Annotated in this window: 17 protein-coding genes; 6 read left to right on the forward strand and 11 right to left on the reverse strand. The window is 67.5% G+C overall.

Translation table 11 applies throughout. The annotated features are described in order from the left end of the window. Window positions 1-87: 87 nt before the first annotated feature. Window positions 88-993, reverse strand: coding sequence for an NAD(P)/FAD-dependent oxidoreductase (locus MG068_RS20205; RefSeq protein ID WP_049424167.1), 906 nt, complete (start codon window positions 991-993; stop codon window positions 88-90). Next, the gene (locus MG068_RS20210; protein ID WP_033833804.1) at window positions 983-1,438 is read right to left on the reverse strand and encodes an Rrf2 family transcriptional regulator; all 456 of its coding nucleotides are present in this window, start codon (window positions 1,436-1,438) and stop codon (window positions 983-985) included. The genes MG068_RS20205 and MG068_RS20210 overlap by 11 nt, the downstream gene beginning before the upstream one ends. Before the next feature lie 183 nt (window positions 1,439-1,621). Here MG068_RS20210 and MG068_RS20215 point away from each other — a divergent pair, with 183 nt between their 5' ends. Continuing rightward, entirely contained in the window at window positions 1,622-3,742 is a 2,121-nt protein-coding gene (locus MG068_RS20215; RefSeq protein WP_132811008.1) for a methyl-accepting chemotaxis protein, read from the forward strand. 197 nt (window positions 3,743-3,939) lie between these two features. Here the strand turns inward: MG068_RS20215 and MG068_RS20220 are convergent, their stop codons facing one another. Then, window positions 3,940-4,842 (reverse strand): LysR family transcriptional regulator, encoded by a 903-nt coding sequence (locus MG068_RS20220; protein WP_132811009.1) that lies wholly within the window; start codon window positions 4,840-4,842, stop codon window positions 3,940-3,942. A gap of 107 nt (window positions 4,843-4,949) precedes the next feature. On the opposite strand from MG068_RS20220, the gene MG068_RS20225 reads away from it, so the two are divergent. Continuing rightward, window positions 4,950-6,164, forward strand: coding sequence for an MFS transporter (locus MG068_RS20225; protein ID WP_132811010.1), 1,215 nt, complete (start codon window positions 4,950-4,952; stop codon window positions 6,162-6,164). 125 nt (window positions 6,165-6,289) lie between these two features. Beyond that, entirely contained in the window at window positions 6,290-7,099 is an 810-nt protein-coding gene (gene dkgB / locus MG068_RS20230; protein WP_019336772.1) for a 2,5-didehydrogluconate reductase DkgB, read from the forward strand. Between the two features lie 68 nt (window positions 7,100-7,167). On the opposite strand, the gene MG068_RS20235 is transcribed toward dkgB, so the two are convergent. Together MG068_RS20235 and MG068_RS20240 are read right to left on the reverse strand one after the other, a co-directional pair. Beyond that, window positions 7,168-8,913 carry an ATP-binding response regulator gene (locus MG068_RS20235; RefSeq protein ID WP_132811011.1) on the reverse strand — a complete coding sequence of 582 codons (1,746 nt, stop codon included), beginning with the start codon at window positions 8,911-8,913 and terminating at the stop codon, window positions 7,168-7,170. A 12-nt stretch (window positions 8,914-8,925) separates the two neighbouring features. Continuing rightward, the gene (locus MG068_RS20240; protein WP_240792102.1) at window positions 8,926-9,318 is read right to left on the reverse strand and encodes a hypothetical protein; all 393 of its coding nucleotides are present in this window, start codon (window positions 9,316-9,318) and stop codon (window positions 8,926-8,928) included. A gap of 309 nt (window positions 9,319-9,627) precedes the next feature. Between MG068_RS20240 and MG068_RS20245 the strand changes: the two genes are divergently transcribed. Further along, the gene (locus MG068_RS20245; protein WP_132811013.1) at window positions 9,628-10,404 is read left to right on the forward strand and encodes a YdcF family protein; all 777 of its coding nucleotides are present in this window, start codon (window positions 9,628-9,630) and stop codon (window positions 10,402-10,404) included. On the opposite strand, the gene MG068_RS20250 is transcribed toward MG068_RS20245, so the two are convergent. Further along, window positions 10,367-11,068 carry an alpha/beta fold hydrolase gene (locus tag MG068_RS20250; protein WP_132811014.1) on the reverse strand — a complete coding sequence of 234 codons (702 nt, stop codon included), beginning with the start codon at window positions 11,066-11,068 and terminating at the stop codon, window positions 10,367-10,369. The genes MG068_RS20245 and MG068_RS20250 overlap by 38 nt on opposite strands. Before the next feature lie 138 nt (window positions 11,069-11,206). Here MG068_RS20250 and MG068_RS20255 point away from each other — a divergent pair, with 138 nt between their 5' ends. Beyond that, window positions 11,207-11,587, forward strand: a complete 381-nt coding sequence (locus MG068_RS20255) for a YbjQ family protein (protein WP_071228577.1) — start codon at window positions 11,207-11,209, stop codon at window positions 11,585-11,587. A 63-nt stretch (window positions 11,588-11,650) separates the two neighbouring features. On the opposite strand, the gene MG068_RS20260 is transcribed toward MG068_RS20255, so the two are convergent. Together MG068_RS20260 and mgtE are read right to left on the reverse strand one after the other, a co-directional pair. Beyond that, on the reverse strand, window positions 11,651-14,371 hold the full coding sequence (locus MG068_RS20260) for a bifunctional acetate--CoA ligase family protein/GNAT family N-acetyltransferase (RefSeq protein ID WP_132811015.1): 2,721 nt from the start codon (window positions 14,369-14,371) through the stop codon (window positions 11,651-11,653). Between the two features lie 143 nt (window positions 14,372-14,514). Further along, complete coding sequence (gene mgtE, locus MG068_RS20265; RefSeq protein ID WP_132811016.1) at window positions 14,515-15,885, reverse strand: magnesium transporter; 1,371 nt, start codon at window positions 15,883-15,885, stop codon at window positions 14,515-14,517. Between the two features lie 346 nt (window positions 15,886-16,231). Here mgtE and MG068_RS20275 point away from each other — a divergent pair, with 346 nt between their 5' ends. Then, on the forward strand, window positions 16,232-18,010 hold the full coding sequence (locus MG068_RS20275; RefSeq protein WP_132811017.1) for a monovalent cation:proton antiporter-2 (CPA2) family protein: 1,779 nt from the start codon (window positions 16,232-16,234) through the stop codon (window positions 18,008-18,010). A gap of 132 nt (window positions 18,011-18,142) precedes the next feature. Here MG068_RS20275 and MG068_RS20280 read toward each other — a convergent pair whose 3' ends face one another. From MG068_RS20280 to MG068_RS20290, 3 genes are all read right to left on the reverse strand, one after another. Then, entirely contained in the window at window positions 18,143-21,481 is a 3,339-nt protein-coding gene (locus tag MG068_RS20280) for an ankyrin repeat domain-containing protein (RefSeq protein ID WP_132811018.1), read from the reverse strand. Next, the gene (locus MG068_RS20285; RefSeq protein ID WP_010482302.1) at window positions 21,474-21,734 is read right to left on the reverse strand and encodes a YcgL domain-containing protein; all 261 of its coding nucleotides are present in this window, start codon (window positions 21,732-21,734) and stop codon (window positions 21,474-21,476) included. The genes MG068_RS20280 and MG068_RS20285 overlap by 8 nt, the downstream gene beginning before the upstream one ends. 160 nt (window positions 21,735-21,894) lie before the next feature. Then, window positions 21,895-22,335, reverse strand: a complete 441-nt coding sequence (locus MG068_RS20290; protein ID WP_010482305.1) for a hypothetical protein — start codon at window positions 22,333-22,335, stop codon at window positions 21,895-21,897. Between the last annotated feature and the right edge of the window lie 28 nt (window positions 22,336-22,363).

Genomic DNA, 22,363 nt, shown 5'->3' on the forward strand with positions numbered 1-22,363 from the left:
TTGCTCGACTGCTCTTCCACGCCATGCGTGGATGAAACGGCGCCGACCAAGGTCGGCATCTACCAGAGCAGCACGTCGCGTCGGGGGTCAGCGCGGCACGCTGTCCTCGGCCACCAGCGCATGATGCACGCCGATCCCCGCGCGCACGCCTTCGGCGGCGGCCAGGGTGATGTTGCCGACCGTGGTCGCATCGCCCGCGGCGTATACGTTCGGCACCGAGGTCTGCTTCATCATGTCGACCTCGATCAGCACCCCCAGCGGGCTCTCGACCAATGTGCACCCCAGCTGCTGCACCAGCGGCGTGGCCATCGCCTGGGTAGCCGGCACGAACAGCGCACGCTGTGCGATGCGGCGGCCATCGGCCAGCTCCACTTCCAGCCAGGTCGGCTGGTCGCCCTGCACACCCAGCACGGGTGACGTCTCGATGTGCACGCCACGCTGCTGCATGGCGGCGCGTTCCTCATCGGTGATCTCCAGACCCATGCTGAAGAACGTGACATTGCCCCAGTCGGCGAACAGCGGCGCCTTGCTGGCGGACATCGGATGCCCGCCGAGCAGGCCGATGGCACCACCACCGACTTCATAGCCGTGGCAGTAGGGGCAGTGCAGCACGGTGCTGCCCCAGCGCTCGGCCAGTCCGGGCAGTTCCGGCAGCTGATCGGCGATGCCGCTGGCCAGCAGCAGCTTGCGCGCGGCCAGCACCTGGCCATCGGCGGTACGCACTTCCACGCCTTCGGCGGTGGTGCGGGCGTGCTCCACTTCGGCATGCACCCAACGCACCGTGGGGTAGTCCAGCAGCTGCTGACGCGCGGTCTTCAGCAGCTCGGCGCCGCTGATGCCATCCAGCCCCAGCACCCCGTGCGAATGACTGGCGAAGCGATTGCGCGGTGAACCGGCATCGATGACGGTGACCGGGCGACGGGCACGGGCCAGGATCAGGCCGGCGGCAATGCCGGCGTAGCTGCCGCCGACGATGAGCACATCAGGATTCATGGTGACCTTCCAGGGAACGGTGATGGGCAAGATGGCGGGCGAAGTCGGCGCCGAGCTGGTCCAGCGTGGTCGCCTGCAGGCGCTGCTCAAGCAGCCGCTGCGCCTCGCGCGCGCCTTCGAGCAGGGCGCTGTTGACCAGCTGCTGGATCGGGCAGCCACCGCCGGAATCGCGAGCGCCGACCTGGACCAGCGGCGGTGCTCCCACCGCCAGATAGATGTCATGCAGGGTGATCGCCGCGGCATCGCGTGCCAGCAGGCTGCCGCCGCCGTGACCACGGGTGCTGCGCACCAGGCCGGCCTTGTGCAGCTGTGCCAGCAGACGACGGATCACCACCGGATGGGTCGGCAGGCACGACGCCAGCTGTTCGGACGTGCGCGGGGCGGCATGGCCGACCAGATGCGCCATCACGTGCAGGGCGTCGGAGAGGGGGTTCGCGGATTTCATGTAACAACATTAGTTACATTTAATTCCTCTGTCGAGGGTCTGCTTTCGTTCCATATGGACACATCTGTCCTATGAAACATCTCCTTCACATCACTAAACGAAACGCGAATGTGATCAACATCCCACTTCAGGGCGTGCGCAGCGGGTCGATACCGCAGTGCCCCTTCCCGAGAGTTCTTCCCCATGAATGCGTCTGTCCGTGCTCCGCGCCTGCAGTCCAAGCTGCTCGGCGCGGTTTCTGTTGGTCTGGCTGTGGTCCTGCTGTGCGCTCTGGCCGGCCTGGCCTCCGCCTGGTTGAAGTTGTCCACCGAGGTTCCACCCGAAGTCGCGCACAGCCGCGATGCCGAACGCCTGCAGCGCGAGTTCCGCGGTCAGGTGCAGGAATGGAAGAACGTGCTGCTGCGCGGCCACGACGACGCGTTGCGCCAACGCCACCTGGACGCCTTCGACAGCGAGGGCCGTCTGGTCGAGCAGCTGGCCAAGGGCCTGGTCAGCAGCCCGGATGCACGCACGCGCGAACTGGCGCAGGCCTTCATCGGCCTGCATGCGCAGCTGCAGCAGGACTATCACGCGGCGCTGCAGGCGTTCGCCGAGGCCAGCTACGATCCCGCCGCCGGCGACAACCTCGTGCGCGGCAAGGACCGCCCGGTGGCAACCGCGCTGGATGCGTTGAGTACGCACGCCACGCAGGTGGCCGAAGCGGCGGTAGCGGTCCGTTCGCAGCAGGCGCGGCAGACGCTGCTGCTGTGCGCGGCGCTGACCGTGCTGGCCGCCGTGCTGCTGCTGATGGGCCTGGGATGGTGGCTGCGGCGTGCGGTGGTGCAGCCGGTGCTGGCGGTGGAAGCCGCTGCGCGTGCAGTGGCCGCCGGTGATCTGCAGCATGTTGTGCAGGTGCGCAGCCGCGATGAGATCGGTCGCCTCGCGCAGGCCATGCAGGCCGTGCAGTCCACGCTGCGCGGTGTGCTCGATGCACAGGCCACGATGGCACAAGCGCATGAAGCCGGCACCATCAGCCACCGCATGGATGCCAGTGCCTTCCCCGGTGCATTCGGCACGATGGTGGCCGACAGCAACGCGCTGGTCGATGCGCACATCCAGGTGAAGCTGCGCGCGATTGCGATCATGGGCCGTTACGCCATCGGTGACCTCAGCCAGGACATGGAGCGGCTGCCGGGCGAGAAGGCCGTGATCACCGACGCACTGGATACCGCCAAGGCCAATCTGGGCACGATCAATGGCGAGATCCGCCGCCTGGCCGAAGCCGCTGCCATGGGTGACTTCGGCCAGCGTGGCGACAGCGCGCGCTTCGAGCATGACTTCCGCGCGATGGTCGACGGCTTGAACCGATTGATGCAGACCACCGAACTGAACCTCGGCGAGGTCTCCAGCATGCTGCGCGCGATTGCCGATGGCCGCCTCGGCGCGCGCATGCATGGCGATTTCCAGGGCGTATTCGCACGCATCGCCGGTGATGCCAACACCACCGCCGCACAGCTGGCGACCATCGTCACCGACATCAAGCACGCCTCCGGCAACATCCACACGGCGGCGGCGGAGATCGCCGCCGGCAACAACGATCTGTCACGCCGCACCGAACAGCAGGCGGCCAACCTGGAAGAGACCGCCGCCTCCATGGAGGAGCTGACCTCCACCGTTCGCCAGAACGCCGAGCATGCGCGCCAGGCCAACCAGCTGGCGATCGGCGCACACACCGTTGCCTCCCACGGCGGCAGCGTGGTCGGTCAGGTGGTGACGACGATGAGCGCGATCGAAACCTCGTCGCGGCAGATCGCCGAGATCATCAGCGTGATCGATGGCATCGCGTTCCAGACCAACATCCTGGCGCTGAACGCGGCAGTAGAAGCGGCGCGGGCCGGCGAACAGGGCCGCGGCTTCGCGGTGGTTGCCAGTGAAGTACGCACGCTGGCGCAGCGCTCGGCCGCGGCCGCGAAGGAGATCAAGGCGTTGATCGAAGCCTCGGTTGAGCAGGTCGGGCACGGTGCACAGCGCGTGCGCGAGGCCGGTGACACCATGGCCGAGATCGTGGCATCGGTGCAACGCGTGACCGACATCATGGCCGAGATTTCCGCGGCCTCGCAGGAGCAGAGCGCGGGTATCGAGCAGGTCAGCCAGACCGTGATCCAGATGGATGGCACCACCCAGCAGAACGCCGCGCTGGTGGAGGAAGCCAGTGCCGCCGCACGCAGCCTGGAACAACAGGCGAACCGGTTGATCGACGCGGTGGATGTGTTCGATCTGTCGACCACGGCGGCAGCGAAGGACGCGTTGGCGCGTGCGGCCTGATTGATCCGGTTGCCGGCCAGCGGGCGGTACCACCCGTGCGATGTGCCGGCCGCTGGCCGGCAGCGTCCGCCGCCACATGGGTAGCGCCCGACCGTTGGTCGGGCGACGGCAGGATCAGTGCGGACCAACGGTCCGCACCCACCAGAGCAGCCGCGCCCACCGGCGCGTGCGGTAGTGCCGGCCGCTGGCCGGCAACCTCAGCGCACGTAATCGCTCTGCGCCATCGCGTCGGCCAGGTAATCCACGAACGAGCTGATCCGCGACGACACGGCGGTGTTGCGGTAGTACACCGCATGGATCGGCTGGTACACATCCAGCGTCTGCGCCGCCAGCACCTGCACCAGGGTGCCGGCGCTGCGGTCGCGATCGGTGACGAAGTCAGACAGGCAGGTGATGCCCACACCTTCCACCGCCAGCCGGCGCAGCGTCTCGCCACTGGATACGGCAATATCCGGGCGCACCAGCAGCAGCCCATCCGACTCTCCGGGCAGCGGCCAACGGTTGAGTGATTCCGGCTCGTTGAAGCTGAGCAGCGTGTGCTGGCCCAGCGCGGCGACGCTGGCCGGTTCGCCGTGCCTGGCCAGGTAGTCCGGGCTGGCCACCAGCCGCAGCTGGCAGCGGCCCAGCAGCCGCGCATGCAGGGTGGAGTCGGCCAGCGGGCCGATCCGGATCGCCAGATCGGTGCGCCGTTCGAGCAGGTCGATGTAGCGGTCGGAACTGTTCAACTCCAGCTGTACTTCCGGGTAACGCGCGCGATAGCCGGCCACCAGCGGCGCAATCACGTGCAGCACGAACGGCATCGCCGCATCCACGCGCAGGCGCCCCGCCGGGCGTTCGCGGCGCGCCGCCATCTGTTCCTCGGCCGATTCCACCGCATCGATGATCGCGCGCGCATGGCGCAGGAACGCCTCACCCTCGGCAGTCAGGTGCAGGCGGCGGGTGGTGCGGGTCAGCAGGGTGATCCCCAGCTTGTCCTCCAGCCGCCCCAACGCACGGCTCACGCCCGAGGGCGTCTGCCCCAGCTGCTCAGCGGCGGCACTGATCGAGCCGCTGTCGATCACCGAAAGGAACGCCTGCATTTCATCGAGAGTGGTCTTCATGCCCCTATTATTGACTGCACAGCAATAGTGATTGGCGTGAAGACCGGTTTTTCAGCAAAGGTCGGCGGCGCAGACTGCGCAGCCTCTTCCTCCTGCTGGACCCTGTCATGACCCGTGGCATTCCCCTCGCCCTGCTGGCGTTGACCCTCGGTGCCTTTGCCATCGGCACCACCGAATTCGTCATCGTCGGCCTGATCCCGACCATCGCCGGCAACCTGCAGGTCAGCCTGCCCTCGGCCGGCCTGCTGGTCTCGCTGTACGCGCTGGGTGTGGCCATCGGTGCGCCGGTGCTGACTGCGCTGACCGGACGCGTACCGCGCAAGCAACTGCTGGTGGCGCTGATGGTGTTGTTCACGCTCGGCAATGTCGTCGCCTGGATGGCACCCGGCTATACCTCGCTGATCATCGCCCGCATCCTCACCGGCCTGGCGCACGGCGTGTTCTTCTCGATCGGCGCGATCATCGCCACCGCCGTGGTACCGAAGGAGAAGGCGGCCAGCGCGATCGCCATCATGTTCACCGGCCTGACCGTGGCGCTGGTGACCGGCGTGCCGCTGGGCACTTTCATCGGCCAGCACCTGGGCTGGCGCGCCACCTTCCTGGCGGTGGCCGGGCTCGGCGTGATCGCATTGCTGGGTGCGCTGCTGTTCGTGCCGCGCAGCGTGCCGCAGAGCGCGCCGTCCAGCTTCCGCCAGCAGCTGGCCGTGCTCGGCCAGCCGCGCCTGCTGCTGGTCTATGCGATGACCACGCTGGGTTATGGCGGGACCTTCCTGGCCTTCACCTACCTGGCGCCGATCCTCCAGGACGTCACCGGTTTCTCGGCCAATGCGGTCAGCCTGGTGCTGCTGGTGTACGGCGTGTCAGTGGCGATCGGCAACCTGTGGGGCGGGCGCATGGCGGACCGCATGGGCCCGGTGCCCGCGCTGAAGCGCATCTTCGCGCTGCTGGCCATCGTGCTGTTCGCGCTCACCTTCACCGCCTGGAACGCCCGGCTGATGCTGCTGACCGTGCTGGCGCTGGGCGCCGTGGCCTTCGGCAACGTGCCCGGCCTGCAGGTCTATGTGGTCAAGCAGGCGCAGCGCTATGCACCGCAGGCCACCGACGTGGCCTCGGGCCTGAATATCGCCGCCTTCAACATCGGCATCGCACTGGGCGCTTCGCTGGGTGGCCTGGTGGTGGAGCACGTCGGCCTGATGCACACGCCGTGGCTGGGCGCACTGGTGGTACTGGGCGCGTATGCGCTGACCGCGCTCAGCGGCCGCCTGGACCGTCGTGATGGCATCAATGATCGCGCCGATGGCATCGCCGTGGCCGCGCATTGAGACAGGTCATGCCGTGCCGGCACCCTGCCGGTACGGTGGTGCAATGCACCGTTGCCGGCACGTATGCGGCCACTGGCCTACCCTTTGCCGGATATTCGCATCCCTCCCCTCTGCTGGAGCTCCCCATGACTGTCCCCGCCTTCGGTCTCGGCACCTTCCGCCTCAAAGACCAGACCGTGATCGACTCCGTGCGCAACGCGCTGGATGTCGGCTACCGCGCCATCGATACCGCACAGATCTACGGCAATGAAGCCGAGGTCGGCCAGGCCATTGCCGACTCCGGTGTGCCGCGCGATGAGATTTACCTGACCACCAAGGTCTGGATCACCGAGTTCAAGCGCGAAGCGCTGCTGGCCAGCCTGCGCACCAGCCTGGAGAAGCTGCGCACCGACCATGTCGACCTGGCACTGATCCACTGGCCGTCGCCGAACGACAAGGTCGACGTGCCGATGGAGGAGTACCTGACCGCACTGGCCGAGGCCAAGGCACAGGGCCTGACGAAGGAGATCGGCATCTCCAACTTCACCATCGCACAGACCCGCAAGGCGATCGAGATCCTCGGTGCCGATGCGATCACCACCAACCAGATCGAGATCCATCCGTACCTGCAGAACCGCCTGCTGGTGAAGTTCCTGCAGGACAACGGCATCCACATTACCGCCTACATGAGCCTGGCCTATGGCGAGGTGATCAAGGACCCGGTTATCCAGGCCATTGCCGGCCGTCACCAGGCCACGCCCGCGCAGATCGCGCTGGCCTGGGCACTGCAGCAGGGTTACTCGGTCATTCCGTCTTCGACCAAGCGCGAGAACCTGTCGGGCAACCTGGAAGCGGCAGCAATCCGCCTCACCGACGAAGACATGGCGCAGATCGCCAAGCTGGATCGTGGGCACCGCCTGGCCAACCCGGAAGGCATTGCGCCGGCCTGGGATTGAGGCCCCGTTGTTGTAGAGCCGAGCCCACGCTCGGCTGCCGTCTCCCTGGAGCTGAGCATGGCTCGGCTCTACAGACTGGATCCCCGGGGCGCCACCTCGTGCAGCATCCGCAGCACCTCGTGCACATCCAACGGTTTGCACAGGAAGCCGGCGGCGCCCATTGAACGCGCCCTCTCGATGACCTGCAGACGCGTGTCCGCGCTCATCACCAGGATGGGCGGACCGTCCGTTCTGGAGCCGACCGCTTCAAGTACGTCCCAACCGCTGCAACCCGGCATATGAAGGTCCAGCAGCACCACGTCTGGCGCAAGCGACGCCACCTCAGCCTGCGCATCGCGCCCGTCGTGCCGGCAACTCAGTCGATGACCTGCACATTCCATCAGCCGCTCGACCACCTGCCGGTTGGTTTCCACATCCTCGAACAGCAGGCAATGCAGGGATCGGACCGACGCCGCATGTGCCTTGAACACCGCCTCAAGCGAAGGTGATGCTGCCTCGCCGATCACGGCAGGAGCGGTGAAGCACCACTGGAACGAGGCGCCACCCCACGTGCTGCGGCCCACCTCGATCGTCGCGCCCATGGCGTCGGAAATCAGTCGCACGATGTAGAGCCCAAGCCCAACCCCCTGCTCGCAACGGGCATCACCCTCGCTCACCTGGACGAAGGGGGAGAAGATCGCCTCCTGGTCGCTCTCGTCGATACCGCACCCGGAGTCGGAAACGGTCACCCGCACCTGCCATTGCTCACCGATGCGGGAGGCGTCAATGGACACGCGGGTCTCGCCCCCCACCGGGCTGAACTTGATCCCGTTGCAGACAAGATTGCTGATCACCTGTTCGACCCGGCCTGCGTCAACCAGCATCCACACTGCGGGATCGCAGTCCTCCACCGTCAGCAGTACACCTTTCTCCGCAGCAGCCGATGCGCAGCTTTCCTGCATCGCATCGAGCGCGGACGCCAATGAACAGGGTTGAGGACGAAGCCGCAGCGTTCCACCCTCGATGCTGGCCACATCGAGGACATCATCAATGCGATGCCGCAGCGCTCTTGCCTGCCGGGCCACCATCGCAAACGAACTGCGCTGCGCCGGCGTCGCGGCGTCCATGTCCAGCAACTGGATGCCATTGATGATGGCGTTCAACGGCGTCCTCAGCTCATGGCTCATCGTTCCGATGAACCGTCCCTGGGCCTCGCGCGACGCGACGGCACGGAGCGCAATATCGCGCATGGCCGCAACCATGGAGGCAACCACGGCCGGCAGCAGGATCGTCAGCGCCAGGGCATAGGCCAGGTAGGCAGGTCGTGAGATCCAATAGCCCTCCGGCGCGGCCCACAGCAGCCCCAACGCCGTTGCAGCGATGGCTGGCGCGATCGCCCTCCGCCCGTAGGCAGCCGTCGCCGCGATCACCAGGAAGGGCAGTGTTGCATTGAGCGTCATCAGAAGAATGAAGGCTGCATCGACCTGCACCGTCACCATCACCAGGCTGAGGAGCAGGCCCACCGCGTCGCGCCATGCCACACCGCGATCCTTATGGAGGTTCACCCATGCGGCCCATGCCACGGACGCAACAAGCAGCGCAATCGACGCAGGCAGCACCTTCGCCGCCTCGTTGGCCAGCACGGGTTGTGGTCCATCCATCCAGAGCCAGCACCACAGCACGGTCAGTGCCTGCAATACCACTCTGGACAGGCTGGCACGCGGCTCCTGCAGCCAGGACAGCAACAGCGCAAGTCGTTTCATTTCCAGTGAGCGGGCCGCCTGAAGCAGTGCGTCGGGGCCAGGATCGAGCAGAGCAGAGGGTGCATGGGGCATGGCCGGACTCCTTCACCTGTGAGAAACGATGGAACGTTGCAGAAGGCGCTGCGCCGCTACCGCCAAGGCTTGGGAGCGGCGTCGTATGTGGTCTGCCGCCGCGCCCGATCGAAGGCACTCACCCAGGTCGTCGCAAGCGCTGGCGATCAGCCTGCTGCCCAGCACCGACGTGATGCTCTTGAGCGCGTGCAGGCGCGCCAGTTCTGCATCCAGATCGCTGCTGGGCGTACTCGCAGACTCCGCCCTCCAACGTGCTATCGCTTCGTCCAACGCAGCAACAAAGGACGGCAGCTCGCATGGTGACACCGCGGCAATCACCTTCAGCATTGAATGCTCGCCAAGCTCAGGGCGATCGGCGCCTGCCGCCTGCGTTCCCGCCATGCCACGTCGATCGATTGCGTGCATCTGTCTCCGCCATATGTCGCATGCGACCTGTTCGTGCATGTCGCTCCCGGCCAAATACGATTTCGTGCAGGGCCATTCGCGACAACGCATCTTCCCGATTCGCTACTGCATCCGCTCATGAATGAGAGCGAACAAACCCGGAAACCGCTCGGAAAAGACGTATCCCAGCCCTAATCCAAGCAATACGCCGCCGAGAATGACGCCCGCTCTTGCGGAGGGTGACAGTCGCTTCAGATCCATGGCATCCAGCATCCACACAACGAAGGCCCCGCGCCATCGGAATTCATTCAAACTTTCCTGAGGTGCACTGTGCTGGCGTTTACCCTTCTTCTTCTGCTGGCATGTGCTGCACTGATCGCCACACGCCGATTCCGCACCGCGGCACTCCTGTCGGTGCTGCCCCTGATGGCCTTGTCCAGCGCAACGGGCCCGATAACGCAATGGATGCTCGACCGGGCCCAGGCCAGCGCTGCATTCACGACACCTGCAGATCGGCCGAAGACAACGATCGTGCTGCTGGGCGGTGGCATCGAGCACCATGCCGAGGGCTCCAGCCCGGGTCTGGTGGGGTACAGCCGATTACTGGTTACGGCGCAGCGCTATCTGCTCTGCCAGCAGAAGCACGAGACCTGCAGGGTGATCGTGAGCGGAGGTGCCTCACGAAACCGTAATAACAGCGAGGCCAACGTCTACGCGCGCGAGCTGGTCCGTCTGGGTGTGCCGATGGATCGCATCGAGCAGGAGGATGCCAGCGCCAACACCTGGGAGAACGCCCGGAACAGCAGTTCGATGCTCCACCACGACCCATCGCGCGTGGTAATCGTGACCTCGGGCCTTCACCTCAGGCGAAGCCTGCTCTATTTCCAGCATTTCGGCGTGATTGCCGAAGGCCTGCCCAGCGACCGGCTACGCGCCACACCCGGATGGCTCCCCTCGGCCTTCAACCTGCTGCTGGCTGAGGTGATGTTGCACGAACGTATCGGCGTGCTTCGTTACCACGCCTACAACAGACTGGGGTGGAACGAACCGCCGATGCCACCGATCCCCTTCAATCCACAGACAGCCACCCACGCATCGCCGCACTGACCTCGTCCGGCTTTTCCATCGGGGCCAGGTGCCCACAATCGGGCACCACCACCAGCTGCGAGTGCGGCACCAGATCGTGCATTTCCTCGCTCACTGCCAGCGGCGTGATGCGGTCGTTGGCCCCGCAGACGATCAACAGCGGATCTTGGTAACCCGCCAGCACGTCATGGCCGTCGCGCCGCTCCAGCGCACTCTGGCGCAGGAATACCTCCGCCCCCAGGCGGGCGGTCATGTCGCGCACGCGCTGCACCAGCACGTAGTCGTCCAGCCGCGAGGCGTCGATGTAGCTGCGCATCAGCGCATCGCCGAAGCCGTGGAACCTGCCCGGCAGGCGCACGCTGGCGCGCTGGCTGCGGCGTTGTTCGGCACGTTCCGGTGAATCGGCGTGGATCGAGGTATCGATCAGCGCGAGCTGCAGCACGCGCTCCGGGGCGATGCGCAGGATCTGCTGGGCCACGAAGCCACCCAGCGAGAAACCGGCCAGGGCGAAGCGCTCCGGTGCCTGTGCCAGCACGTCCTCGGCGACCGCCTGCAGGGTCTCGCCACGGGTCTGGTCGCCTACCGTGCAGTCAGCGATGTCGGCCAGGTCGGCCATCTGCGCGCGCCACAGCTCGGCATCGTTGAGCAGGCCGGGCAGCAGGAGCAGGGGGGTACGGTCGGTCATGGGGTATTGTCGCGCCATCACGGTGACGGAGCCATGCCGCAACAGGGGGTTGGATTGTAGCGTCGAGCCACGTTCGACGGCTGCACAGCCAGTGGCGCATGGCTCGACGCTACAGAAAGCGACGACACGGACGCGACCATGGCAGACCCCTACAACAGCGGCTCCCCTTCCCCGCCCGCGCTGCGCTTCGACGATGCGCTGGTCACCACCGCCTTCGAGCTGCCCGGCCACCGTGTCGTGCGCAATCTGGGTGTGGTCCGCGGCATCACCGTGCGCTCGCGCTCGATCGTCGGCAACTTTCTGGGCGGCATCCAGACGATCTTCGGCGGCAACATCACCATCTACACCGAACTGTGCGAGCAGGCCCGCGAGGAAACCTACCGCGACATGGTCAAGCACGCGCGCCAGCTCGGTGCCAACGCCATCATCGGCATGCGCTACGACGCCACCGACGTGATGACCGGGCTGACCGAGGTGCTGTGCTATGGCACGGCGGTGGTGGTGGAGCCCCTCCGCTAACCTGGCCGTAGAGTCGAGCTTGCTCGACTGCTTCCCGATGGCGACAGTCGAGCAAGCTCGACTCTACAAGTCCGGTGCCGGCACCTCTACCTGCTGCACCGGCAGGGTCACCATCATCACCGTCGGATCGTCTGGATCCAGCCTGGTCTTGAAGCCCAGGCTCTGGCACATCGCCAGCATGGTGCTGTTCTCGCGCAGCACCTGGCCTTCGACCACGTCCAGGCCCAGCCACTTGGCGTACTCGATCATGATCGCCATCAACCGCCAGCCGATGCCGTGGCCCTTCAGGTCCGAACGGATCAGGATGCCGTACTCGCCACGGTGGTAATCGGCATCGGCGTGCAGGCGTACCGCGCCCAGCATTTCGCCGCTGCGCGGTTCGATCGCCACCAGCGCGATCGAGCGCGCGTAATCGAGCTGGGTCAGGCGCGCGATGAACTCGTGGCTGAAGTGCTTCACGGACTGGAAGAAACGCAGGCGCAGATCCTCGTCACTGACGCGGGCGAAGAACGCACGGAACAGTGCGTCGTCCTCCGGCCGCACCGGGCGCACGAAGGCACGGCCGCCATCGGACAGCTCGATGGTGCGCTCCCACTCCTTCGGGTACGGGAACACCGAGAAACGCGGATGGCCGCGGCCCTTGTGCAGGATGCGCGACGGCGCCACCGCTACGCGGGCATCGAGGGCGAGGATGCCCTTGCCGTCGACCAGCAGCGGGTTGATGTCCAGCGTGCGCACTTCGGGGATATCGGCAGCCAGTTGTGCCAGCTTCACCAGCGCCAGCGCCAGTGCGCGCTCGTCAGCCGCCGGCACGTCACCGTAAGCCTTGAGGATGCGCGAGGCGCGGGTCTGGCCGATCAACTCATGGGCCAGGCGCAGGTCCAGCGGCGGCAGCGCCAGCGCCTTGTCGTTGATCACTTCGACGGCAGTGCCGCCGCGACCGACCACAATCACCGGACCGAACGTCGCGTCATCGGCGATGCCGACGATCAGTTCGCGCGCCTTCGGGCGGACGATGGTCGGCTGTACCAGCAGGCCATCGATGCGTGCATCCGGCCGCAGCTGGCGTGCACGCGACAGGATCGCGTTGGCCGCGCTCTGCACCGCCGGCAGCGTGGACAGGTTGAGGCGCACGCCATCCACTTCCGACTTGTGCGGAATATCCGGCGAGAGAACCTTCAGTGCGACCGTGGCACCGCGCTCCAGCAGCGGCTGCGCCAGGTCCATCGCCTCGTGCGCATTGCGCGCATGCATCACCGGCGCGGACGGAATGCCATAGGCCTTGAGCAGTTCATGGGTGGCCAGCGGGTCCAGCCACTGCTGGCCGTTGGCCAGGGCGGCATCGACCAGTGCGCGCGCGGCGGCCGTGTCGACACTGAAATCCTGCGGCAGGCTGGGCGGCGTTTCCATCAACGCGTTCTGCGCTTCGCGGTAGCGCACCAGATGCTGGAAGCCACGTACGGCTTCGGCCTCGGTCGGGTAGGTCGGGACGCGTGCCGCGTTGAGCGTGGCCGTGGCCTGGTCGTCGTTGCCCAGCCACACCGCGAAGACCGGCTTGTCGCGGTGATGGCGCGGCCGCAGGCCGAGCGTGCGGGTCAGCGCTTGTGCGGCGTCGGCCGATGACGTGAATGCGGTCGGTACGTTGACGACCATCACCGCATCATTCTCGTTGTCGGCCAGCAGCGCTTCGATGGCCGCGGCATAGCGGTCACCATCGGCATCGACCACGATGTCGACCGGATTGCTGCGCGACCAGCCCTGCGGCAGCACCGCGTCAAGCTTCTCCACCGTGCTGTCGGACAGGTTGGCCAGCGTGCCACGCAATGCGATCAACTGATCCACGGCGAGACGCCCGACACCACCGCCATTGCTGAGGATGGCCAGGCGACGACCGGGGAACGTCCCCAACCGACCCAGCGACTCGGCGGCAGTAAACAGTTCGTCCAGCGCACCCACGCGCAGCAGGCCGGCGCGGTTGAAGGCCGCGCCGTAGACGTCGTCGGCGCTGGCCAGGGCCTGCACATGGGTATCGCGGCTGCCCGGCTGCACGCGCTCGGCGCGGCCGGACTTCACCACCACCACCGGCTTGGCGCGGGCGGCGGCACGCGCGGCCGACATGAACTTGCGCGCGTCCTTGATCTGCTCGACGTAGAGCAGGATGGCGCGGGTACGGTAGTCGGTGGCGAAGTAATCGAGCAGGTCGCCGAAGTCGACGTCCATCGTGTCGCCCAGCGAGACCACGGCGGAGAAGCCGACCGAGCGCGCCACACCCCATTCCACCAGCGCCGCCGCAATCGCCGAGGATTCGGAGATCAGGGCGAGGTCGCCGGCCTGCGGGAAGTGCGCGGCGATGCTGGCATTGAGCCGCGCATGCGGTGCGATCACACCCAGGCAGTGCGGGCCCAGGATGCGCAGGCCATGCTTGCGCGCCACCGTTTCCACCTGTTCCGACAACGAGCCCGGGCCTTCGCCCAAGTGCGCGGTGAGGATGATCGCGGCCTGCACGCCGCGTTCGGCGGCGGTACGCACTACCTGCGGCACGATCGCCGCCGGTGCGGTGATGACGACCAGGTCCGGTACCCAGTCCAGATCCTTCAACCGCTTGATCGTGCGGATGCCATCGATCTCGGCATGCCGCGGGTTGATCCAGGCCACCTTGCCGGGGAAGCCAGTGCCACGCAGGTTGCGCATCACCGCGCGCCCGGCCGAACGCTCACGTGGACTGCCGCCGATCACCGCGACCGACTGCGGACGAAACACGGACTGCAGGTGGTAGGTACTCATGCGCCTACGGTACCCAAAAAAGGGGACGGAGGGGATTAAGTCGTTTGTGCCTCATGTGCCTTGAACGACTTAATCCCCTCCGTCCCCTTTTTGTTCTGCGTGCCGACCAAGGTCGGCACCTACCGGAGCACGATGGTTCCGACTTACAGCAGCGTGCCGTGCAGGATCACCGCGGCGATGCTGAAGTAGATCACCAGGCCGGTCACGTCCACCAGGGTGGCCACGAACGGGGCCGAGGCACTGGCCGGGTCGAAGCCGAGCCGTTTCAGGATGAAGGGCAGCATCGAACCGGACAGCGAACCGAAGGTGACGATGCCGACCAATGCCGCGCCGATGGTGATCGCCAGCAGGATCCAGTGCTCGCCGTAGTCGTGCAGGCCGCCCAGCTGCCAGATCACGATGCGCACGATGGCCAGGCAGCCAAGGATCGCGCCCAGCACCATGCCGGTGGGCACTTCGCGCAGGGCCACCTTCCACCAGTCGCGCAGGCGCAGTTCGCGCAGTGCCAGGCTGCGGATCAGCAGCGAGGTGGCCTGCGAGCCGGAGTTGCCGCCCGAACTCATGATCAGCGGAATGAACAGGGTCAGCACCACGGCGCGCGCCAGTTCATCCTCGTAGTGCTGCATCGCGCTCGCGGTCAGCATCTCACCCAGGAACAGCACGCTCAGCCAGCCGGCGCGTTTGCGCAGCATCTCGAAGAAGCCGATCTGCATGTACGGCTTGTCCAGCGCTTCCATGCCGCCGAACTTGTGCGCGTCCTCGGTGGATTCCTCGATCAGCGCATCCAGTACGTCGTCCACGGTGACGATGCCGAGCATCTGCTGCTGGTCGTCGACCACCGGGATCGCCAGCAGGTCGTGGCGACGGATCAGCCGTGCCACTTCTTCCTGGTCCATCAGTGCGTCCACCGTCACCGGTGGATTGACCTGGGCCACGTCCAGGATCGACTCCTCCGGGAGGCCGGTGATCAGCCGGCGCATGGTCACCACCTGCTGCAGCTGCTGGCTGGCCGGGTCCAGCACGTAGATCGCGTACACCGTTTCACGGGTGCGCTCGACCTGGCGGATGTGCTGCAGGGTCTGCGCCACGGTCCAGCTGGCGGGTACCGCCACGTACTCGGTGGTCATCAGCGCGCCGGCGGTGTTCGGCGGGTAGCTGAGCAGCTTCTGGATGGCCTGGCGGGCGTCGGTGCCCAGCAGCGGGATCAACCGGGCGCGTTCTTCCTCATCCAGCTCATGGACGATGTCGGTGGCGCGGTCGTCGGCCATCAAGCCGAGCAGGGCGGCAGCGCGCGCCGGCGGCAGCGCAGCCACCAGTTCGCCGCTGCGGTGCAGTTCCGGCGCTTCCAGCATTTTCACTGCACGCGGCAACGGCAGCGCAGCCAGCGTTTCCGCGGCGCGGGTCAGTTCCAGCGTGTTGAGGAATTCCACCGCATCGGCGGTGTTGAAATTCGCCAGCGGCGCGGCCAGTGCGGCGGCATCGGCCACCGGGCGCAGCAATTGCTTCTGGTTCATCGGGTTTGCCTTGTGGGGGTGCGACCTCGCGCAACGCCAACGCAGGCAAACCGTCCCGATGTCAGGCGGTGGCCATCGCTGGCGTCGAACGAGGTCGACTTCTACTGTCGCTGGACATGGGTTGGGGACTCCGGGATGCGTGTGCCGACGGACGCGCCGCCAGCGGCGGGCAGTCTGGACCCGTGGACCATGCAGGTCAACCCGGCAGCCTTGCGCAGGGCGCCTGCCCGGCAGGTTGTTCTCGTGCATACACGGGCCGGCGCGCATAATGACGCGGTGGCACTCGCCTCCCCTTCCCCCACCCGAACGGACGCACCGCGGGCTTCTCCGATGACCAGGTATTCCCATGCATAGCGGTGGTCTGGAACTGGCCCTGGTGCTGCTGCTGGCGGCGGTCATCGCCGTGCCGGTGTTCAAGAAGTTCGGCTTCGGCGCGGTGCTGGGCTATCTGGCGGCCGGTGTGGTGCTGGGCCCGGACGGGCTGGGCTTCGTGCAGGACGCCGACCGCATCCTCGGCGCCGCCGAGATCGGCGTGGTGATGCTGCTGTTCGTGATCGGTCTGGAACTGTCGCCGGCCCGCCTGAAGGTGATGCGGCGCTCGGTGTTTGGTGCCGGTGCGGCACAGGTGGCGCTGTCCGGGCTGGTGCTGGGCGGCCTGCTGCTGCTCGACCATTTCCAATGGAAGAGCGCACTGGTGGTGGGCGTGGCACTGGCGCTGTCGTCCACCGCGGTCGGCCTGCAGCTGCTGTCAGAACACAAGGCGATCAACAGCGACCATGGCCGGCTCGGGTTCGCCATCCTGCTGTTCCAGGACCTGATCGCGATTCCGCTGCTGGCGGCCATCCCGCTGCTGGGCGGGGTAAAGAACGAGACCCTGCGCTGGGAAGACGCCGCCGTGGCCCTCGGCGCGCTGGCGGTGGTGATCCTGTGCGGGCGACCGGTGCTGCGCAGGGTGTTCAGCATCATCGCGCGTACCCGCAGCCCGGAAGTATTCACCGCCACCGCACTGCTGGTGGTGCTGGGCACTGCCTGGTTCATGCAGGAGGCCGGCCTCAGCCCCAGCCTGGGCGCGTTCCTGGCCGGCGTGCTGCTGTCCGATTCGGAGTTCCGGCACGAACTGGAAGCGCAGATCGAGCCGTTCAAGGGGCTGCTGCTGGGCCTGTTCTTCATCGCGGTGGGCATGGGCATCGACCTCGACCGCATCGTTGCCGAGCCGTGGCTGATCGCCGCCGGCGTGGCGATCCTGCTGGTGGTCAAATTCAGCCTGCTGTACGTGATCGGGCGCATCGCAAAGCTCAGTTCACGGCACTCGCTGCTACTGGGCAGCGTGCTGTGGCTGGGCGGCGAGTTCGCCTTCGTGGTGTTCAACGAAGCGCAGCGCGCGCACCTGCTGGGCAACGCCAACCATGACCGCCTGGTGGCGATCGTCGGCCTGTCGATGGCGATCACGCCACTGCTGATGATCGCGCTGCTCAAGCTGCTCGGCCAGGAGAAGGTAACGCCGCGCGAGGCAGCCGAGGCCGACAAGGTGGCGCCGGACAACCGGCCGAAGGTGCTGATTGCCGGCATGGGCCGCTTCGGCCAGGTCATCGCGCGCCTGCTGACCGCGCAGAAGGTGCCGTTCGTGGCGCTGGAAGCGAATCCGGACACCGTGGCCGACCTGCGCCGCTTCGGCAACCAGCTGTACTACGGCGACCCGACCCGGCCAGAGATGCTGCGCGCTGCGGGCGGCGAACACATCGATGTGTTCGTGATCACCGTGGACGACCCGGAGACCAACCTGCGTGCGGTGCGCATGGTGCGCCGGCTGTACCCGGACGCGAAGGTGCTGGCGCGTGCACGCAACCGCCAGCATGCGTGGCGCCTGATGGACATGTCGGCCGAGCCGTTCCGCGAAGTGTTCGGCACCAGCCTGGAGATGAGCGGCCGCGTGCTGACCGCGCTGGGCGTGGCACCGGATGTGGCCGAGCGCCACGTGCAGCGCTTCCGCGAGCACGATGAGCAGCTGCTGCGCGACCAGTACCTGGTGTACGACGACGAGGCAGCGGTGATCCAGACCTCGCGCGACGCACGCAACGACCTGATGCACCTGTTCGAGGCCGACGCGGAAAGCGACGGCAAGTAGGCGTGCCGACCAACGGTCGGCACCCACCACAGATTGAGGTTGCGGATTCCGGCAGTAGATCCACGCCATGCGTGGATGCTTTGGCTTCCGGGCACGATCATCCACGCATGGCGTGGATCTACCGGGTCCCGATCAGCCGTTGTCGCGCAGGAACCGTGCCATCGAGGAAACGCCCGGCACGCGCGGCTCGAACTCGCCGGCCACGTCGATGAAGCCACGCATCACCGCAATCTCGCGCGGGCTGCGGTTGAGGCTGTCGCGCGCTTCAGGATCGGCGCCGGCGCGCAGCAGGCGCTGCACCAGCAGCGGCAGGCCATGCAGCGCGGCCAGATGCAGCGGGCCGAAGCCACGCGGGTCGCGTACGTCCAGGCTTACGTCCTCGTCCAGCAGGCGCTCCACTGCGGCCATCACCACCTGCTCGTCGCAGGCGGTACCCGGCTCGGCGCGCGCGCCCAGCAGCAGCAGCAGCGGCGTGACAGAACCAGCGGCGGCCTGGTCCGGTTCGGCACCGGCCAGCAGCAGGGTGTCGAGCAGCGCCAGCAGGCGCGAGCGGTCGCGGGCACTGAAACCGTACAGCGCGGCACAGTGCAGCGGACCCAGCTGCTGCGCGTCACCGGCATGCACGTCGGCACCCGCCGTGAGCAGGCGCGCGACGATGTCCGGAAGGCCCAGCGCGGAGGCCAGCATCAGCACCGTCACGCCACCCGGCAGGCGGTGTTCCAGCTTGGCGCCAGCGTCGAGCAGGGCCGAAACGATGTCCACCTGGCGCATGCTGACCGCCGCCGACAGCGGCGTCGCGCCACTGGCCGCCGCGTGCTGCGGATCGGCGCCGCGCGCCAGCAGTAGGTCGGTTACCGCCAGGTGGCCGCCACCGGCAGCACGCAGCAGCGCGGTGCAGCCCTGTGCGTCGACGGCGTCGACGGCGAAGCCCAGATCGATCAGGCGGCGCACTGCATCGACGTCACCGGCCATTGCGGCGGCCGGCAGATCGGCCTCGCGCAGGGTGCGGCGCGGCAACGGCCACACCCGCCAATCGAGCCAGTCGGCCAGATCGCGGCGACCGATCGACAGCGCCACGCCCAGCGGTGTCTGGCCGTCGGCGGCACGTGCTTCCGGCGAGGCACCATGCTGCACCAGCAGCTTAAGCGCGCCTTCGCGGGCCAATGCGGTGGCCAGGTGCAGTGCGGTCATGCCGTGGCTGTCGCGTGCTTCGCGATCAACGCCGGCCTTGAGCAGGGCCTGCTGCAGCCGCAGCCACCCCAGGCGCACCGCCAGCGACAACGGCGGGTCACCCGCCGGCGAGGCGGCGAACGGATCGGCACCACGCTCAAGCAGTTCCAGTGCCAGCTGTTCCAGGCCACGCGCGGCCTGGTCGTGCTGTGCGCAGGCAGCAAGGAAGCGCGCCAGGCCACCGCGGCCGGCCGGCGACAGGCCACGCTGCAGCATCACCTGCAACGCCGGCACCGCATCGATGCCGCGCGACAACAGCGCGAACATCGGCGTATCGGAGCAGGCATCACGCACATAGGGATCGGCGCCGTGGCCCAGCAGCCAGTCCACCGCACGCGGTTCCAGCGCCAACTCCGGATCGAGCAGCAGCCCGCCCAGTTCCTCCGGTTGGCACAGCCTGGCCAGCGCCGCCATGCCGTCGGTGTTGCCGAAGCCCAGGGCCTCGCGCAGCAGGGTCAGCGGCGGACGGTCCGGCAGCAGGCCGCTGGCACTGGCTGCTTCGCCACGATCGGCCAGGCCATCACTGACCGCGGCCGGCAACGGATAGGACGGGTCCAGCAGGGCTACGATCGCCCAGCGGCCGGCCTCGGCGGCGTAGTCCACCGCACGGCGGCCGACCGGATCGGTGGCATCGGCGGCGATGCCCAGCTCGACCAGGCGCTTGATCAGCAATGGCGAGACATCCTCGGCCATCGCCGCCAGCTGCACCGCATTGCGGCCTTCGCCGTCCACCGCAACCAGATCCGGCTTGTGCGGCAGCAGATGCTCGACCACGGCAGCGCGGCCGGCACGGGCCGCTTCCAGCCACGGCGTACGGCCCAGCGCATCGCGCGCTTCCAGATTGGCACCGGCACCCAGCAGCACGCCGATGATCTCGACGTGGCCAGCCAGTGCGGCCTCATGCAGCGCGCTGCGGCGCTGGCGATCACGCGCGTCAGCCCGCGCCTTGTGCTTGAGCAGCAGCTGCACGCCGGCCGGATCGTCGTCTTCGGTGGCGGCTGCGGCCAGCAACACCGGGGTGCCTTCGGCCGGTTCGCTGCGCGCACCGCGTTCGAGCAGGAAGCGGGCCAGGCGCCAGTTGCCGACCTGGCAGGCCACGGCCAGCGGCGACCAGCCCTCGTTGTTCAGCGCGTCGACTTCGGCGGCGGCATCGCGCAGCAGCGCGGCCACGCCCGGGTCGGAACTGCGCGCCGCATGGTGCAGCGGGGTGTTGCCATCGCTGTCGATGGCACGCGAATCGGCACCGTTGGCGAGCAGGGTCATCACCGCTTCGGGGCGGCCGTGCCAGCTGTCGCGGGTGGCGGCCAGCAGCGGGGTCATGCCCCGGTGCGGCGCATTCACATCGACGCCGCGGGCGATCAGTTCGCGCAGCAGGCGCAGGTCCGGCAGCACCGCCGCCAGCACCGCCAGGCTGCGCTGGTCGCGCCAGTTCGGGTCCGGTAGCGCGTACGGATCGGCACCGGCCTGCAGCAACTGCAGGCCCCGGTCGATGCGGCCATGGCGGGCGGCTTCATACAGGGCCGGGGTCAGCTCCTGCGGCGCCATCGCCTCCAGCGGCGCGGTTTCGACTGCGGCGGCGAACATCGGTTCGTGCTCGTTGCTGGCGCTGGCCAACGGGCTCGCGCGCAGCGACACCAAGGGTGCCGGCGCCACCCGCTGCAGCAGCAGGTGCAGTACGGGAGACACCACCACCACGGCCAGCGCAGCGGGCCAGCGCGCGCTCTCCGGCAGCAGTCCCGGCCAGGCCGGCAGCACCACCAGCGCGGCCAGCGCGATCACCAGCGCCGCCACGCCGAGACCGCGCCAGGCGGTCAGGTCGCGACCGGCCAGCGCCTGCCAATGATGGGCCAGGCGGCCTTCAAGCCGTTCGACATCGTTCCACAACGGCCAGGTGCGCCAGGCAGCGAGCAGGCCGGCACTGACCAGCACGCTCAGGCCCAGCACCGCCGCAAGGCTGCCGCTGTCACGCAGCGCCGCCAGCGGCCAGGCCAGCAGCAGCGCCAGCAGCAGCGGTGCGGCCGCCCACAGTGCCAGCAGCGCCGGCAGGTCCTGGCGTGCAACCACCTTCAGCGGCAGCAGCGCACGGCTGCGCCGCCACCACGATACGCCCAGCGCGAACGCCGGTTGCGCCAGTGCCGCAAGGATGGCGCCTGGAACGCCGCCCACAGCGGCGCCAAGCGCCAGCACGGCGCCTACGGCGAAGGCGATCGACAGGGCGCGCGGACGGGACGTGTCAGTCATAGTGGCGCGGCATCAGGCTGGCCACCGATGGCGGCACCTGCAGGTAGAACCCGCGCTCGCTCATTTCGCTGCGGACCTTTTCCGGATCGGCCTGGGCCAGGCGGCGCTGGGCATCCAGGGCCACGTCCAGGACGAAGGCGAGCGTCCCCAGCGAGGTGAGCAGCGGCGCAGGCAGCGCGCTGAAATCATCGCGACGGGGAACGTAGACGTAGGTGTCCGGCTTGAGTTGGCTTTTATAGACGTAGGCGTGCATGTCCGCGGGACGATAACCCGGGAAGAGCCATGATTGTGTCGGAAAGCCGACACCGGGGAAAGCCGTCAGCCGACGATGGCGGCGTGATCGGCGGCGTTTCCCCGGCGGGATTCAGCAATGTGGCGACGGCGTTCAGCCAACGCCGCCGCCACACGGGCGCTTACTTGACCTTGGCGTAGGTGCCCTTCAGCGCGACACCGGCGAGGATCGCACCGGCATAGCATTCGTAGTTGGTGCTGCTCTTGAACTCGTTCTTCTTGTAGTAGCTGACGATGTCGACCACGGCGTTGGCACCGCGCGACTTGGCACCGTCCTGCAGCGCGCGCAGCGCCGACAGCGCGACCCAGCGGCAGGCCTCGGCGTCGCTCTTGTTGGCGGCGTTGGTCTTCTTGTTGGTCACGTCTTCGCCCAGGCGCTGCTGCACGCTGACCGGCTGGCCGGCCAGGTAGAAGCGGACGCTGCCGTCGATGCCGGCGTCCTTGGCAGCCTGCGAGCTGACCAGTTCCTGCAGGGACTGCTCCACGCGGGTATCGCGGGCAGAAGCGGTGGAGGCCAGGGCCAGCAGTGCGGTGGCCGTGGCGATCATCAGGGTGCGGCGCATCGGAACATCTCCTTGTCGAGGGTGCGGG

Origin of the sequence: Stenotrophomonas sp. ASS1, from assembly GCF_004346925.1 — a bacterium.
Taxonomy (GTDB): domain Bacteria; phylum Pseudomonadota; class Gammaproteobacteria; order Xanthomonadales; family Xanthomonadaceae; genus Stenotrophomonas; species Stenotrophomonas maltophilia_A.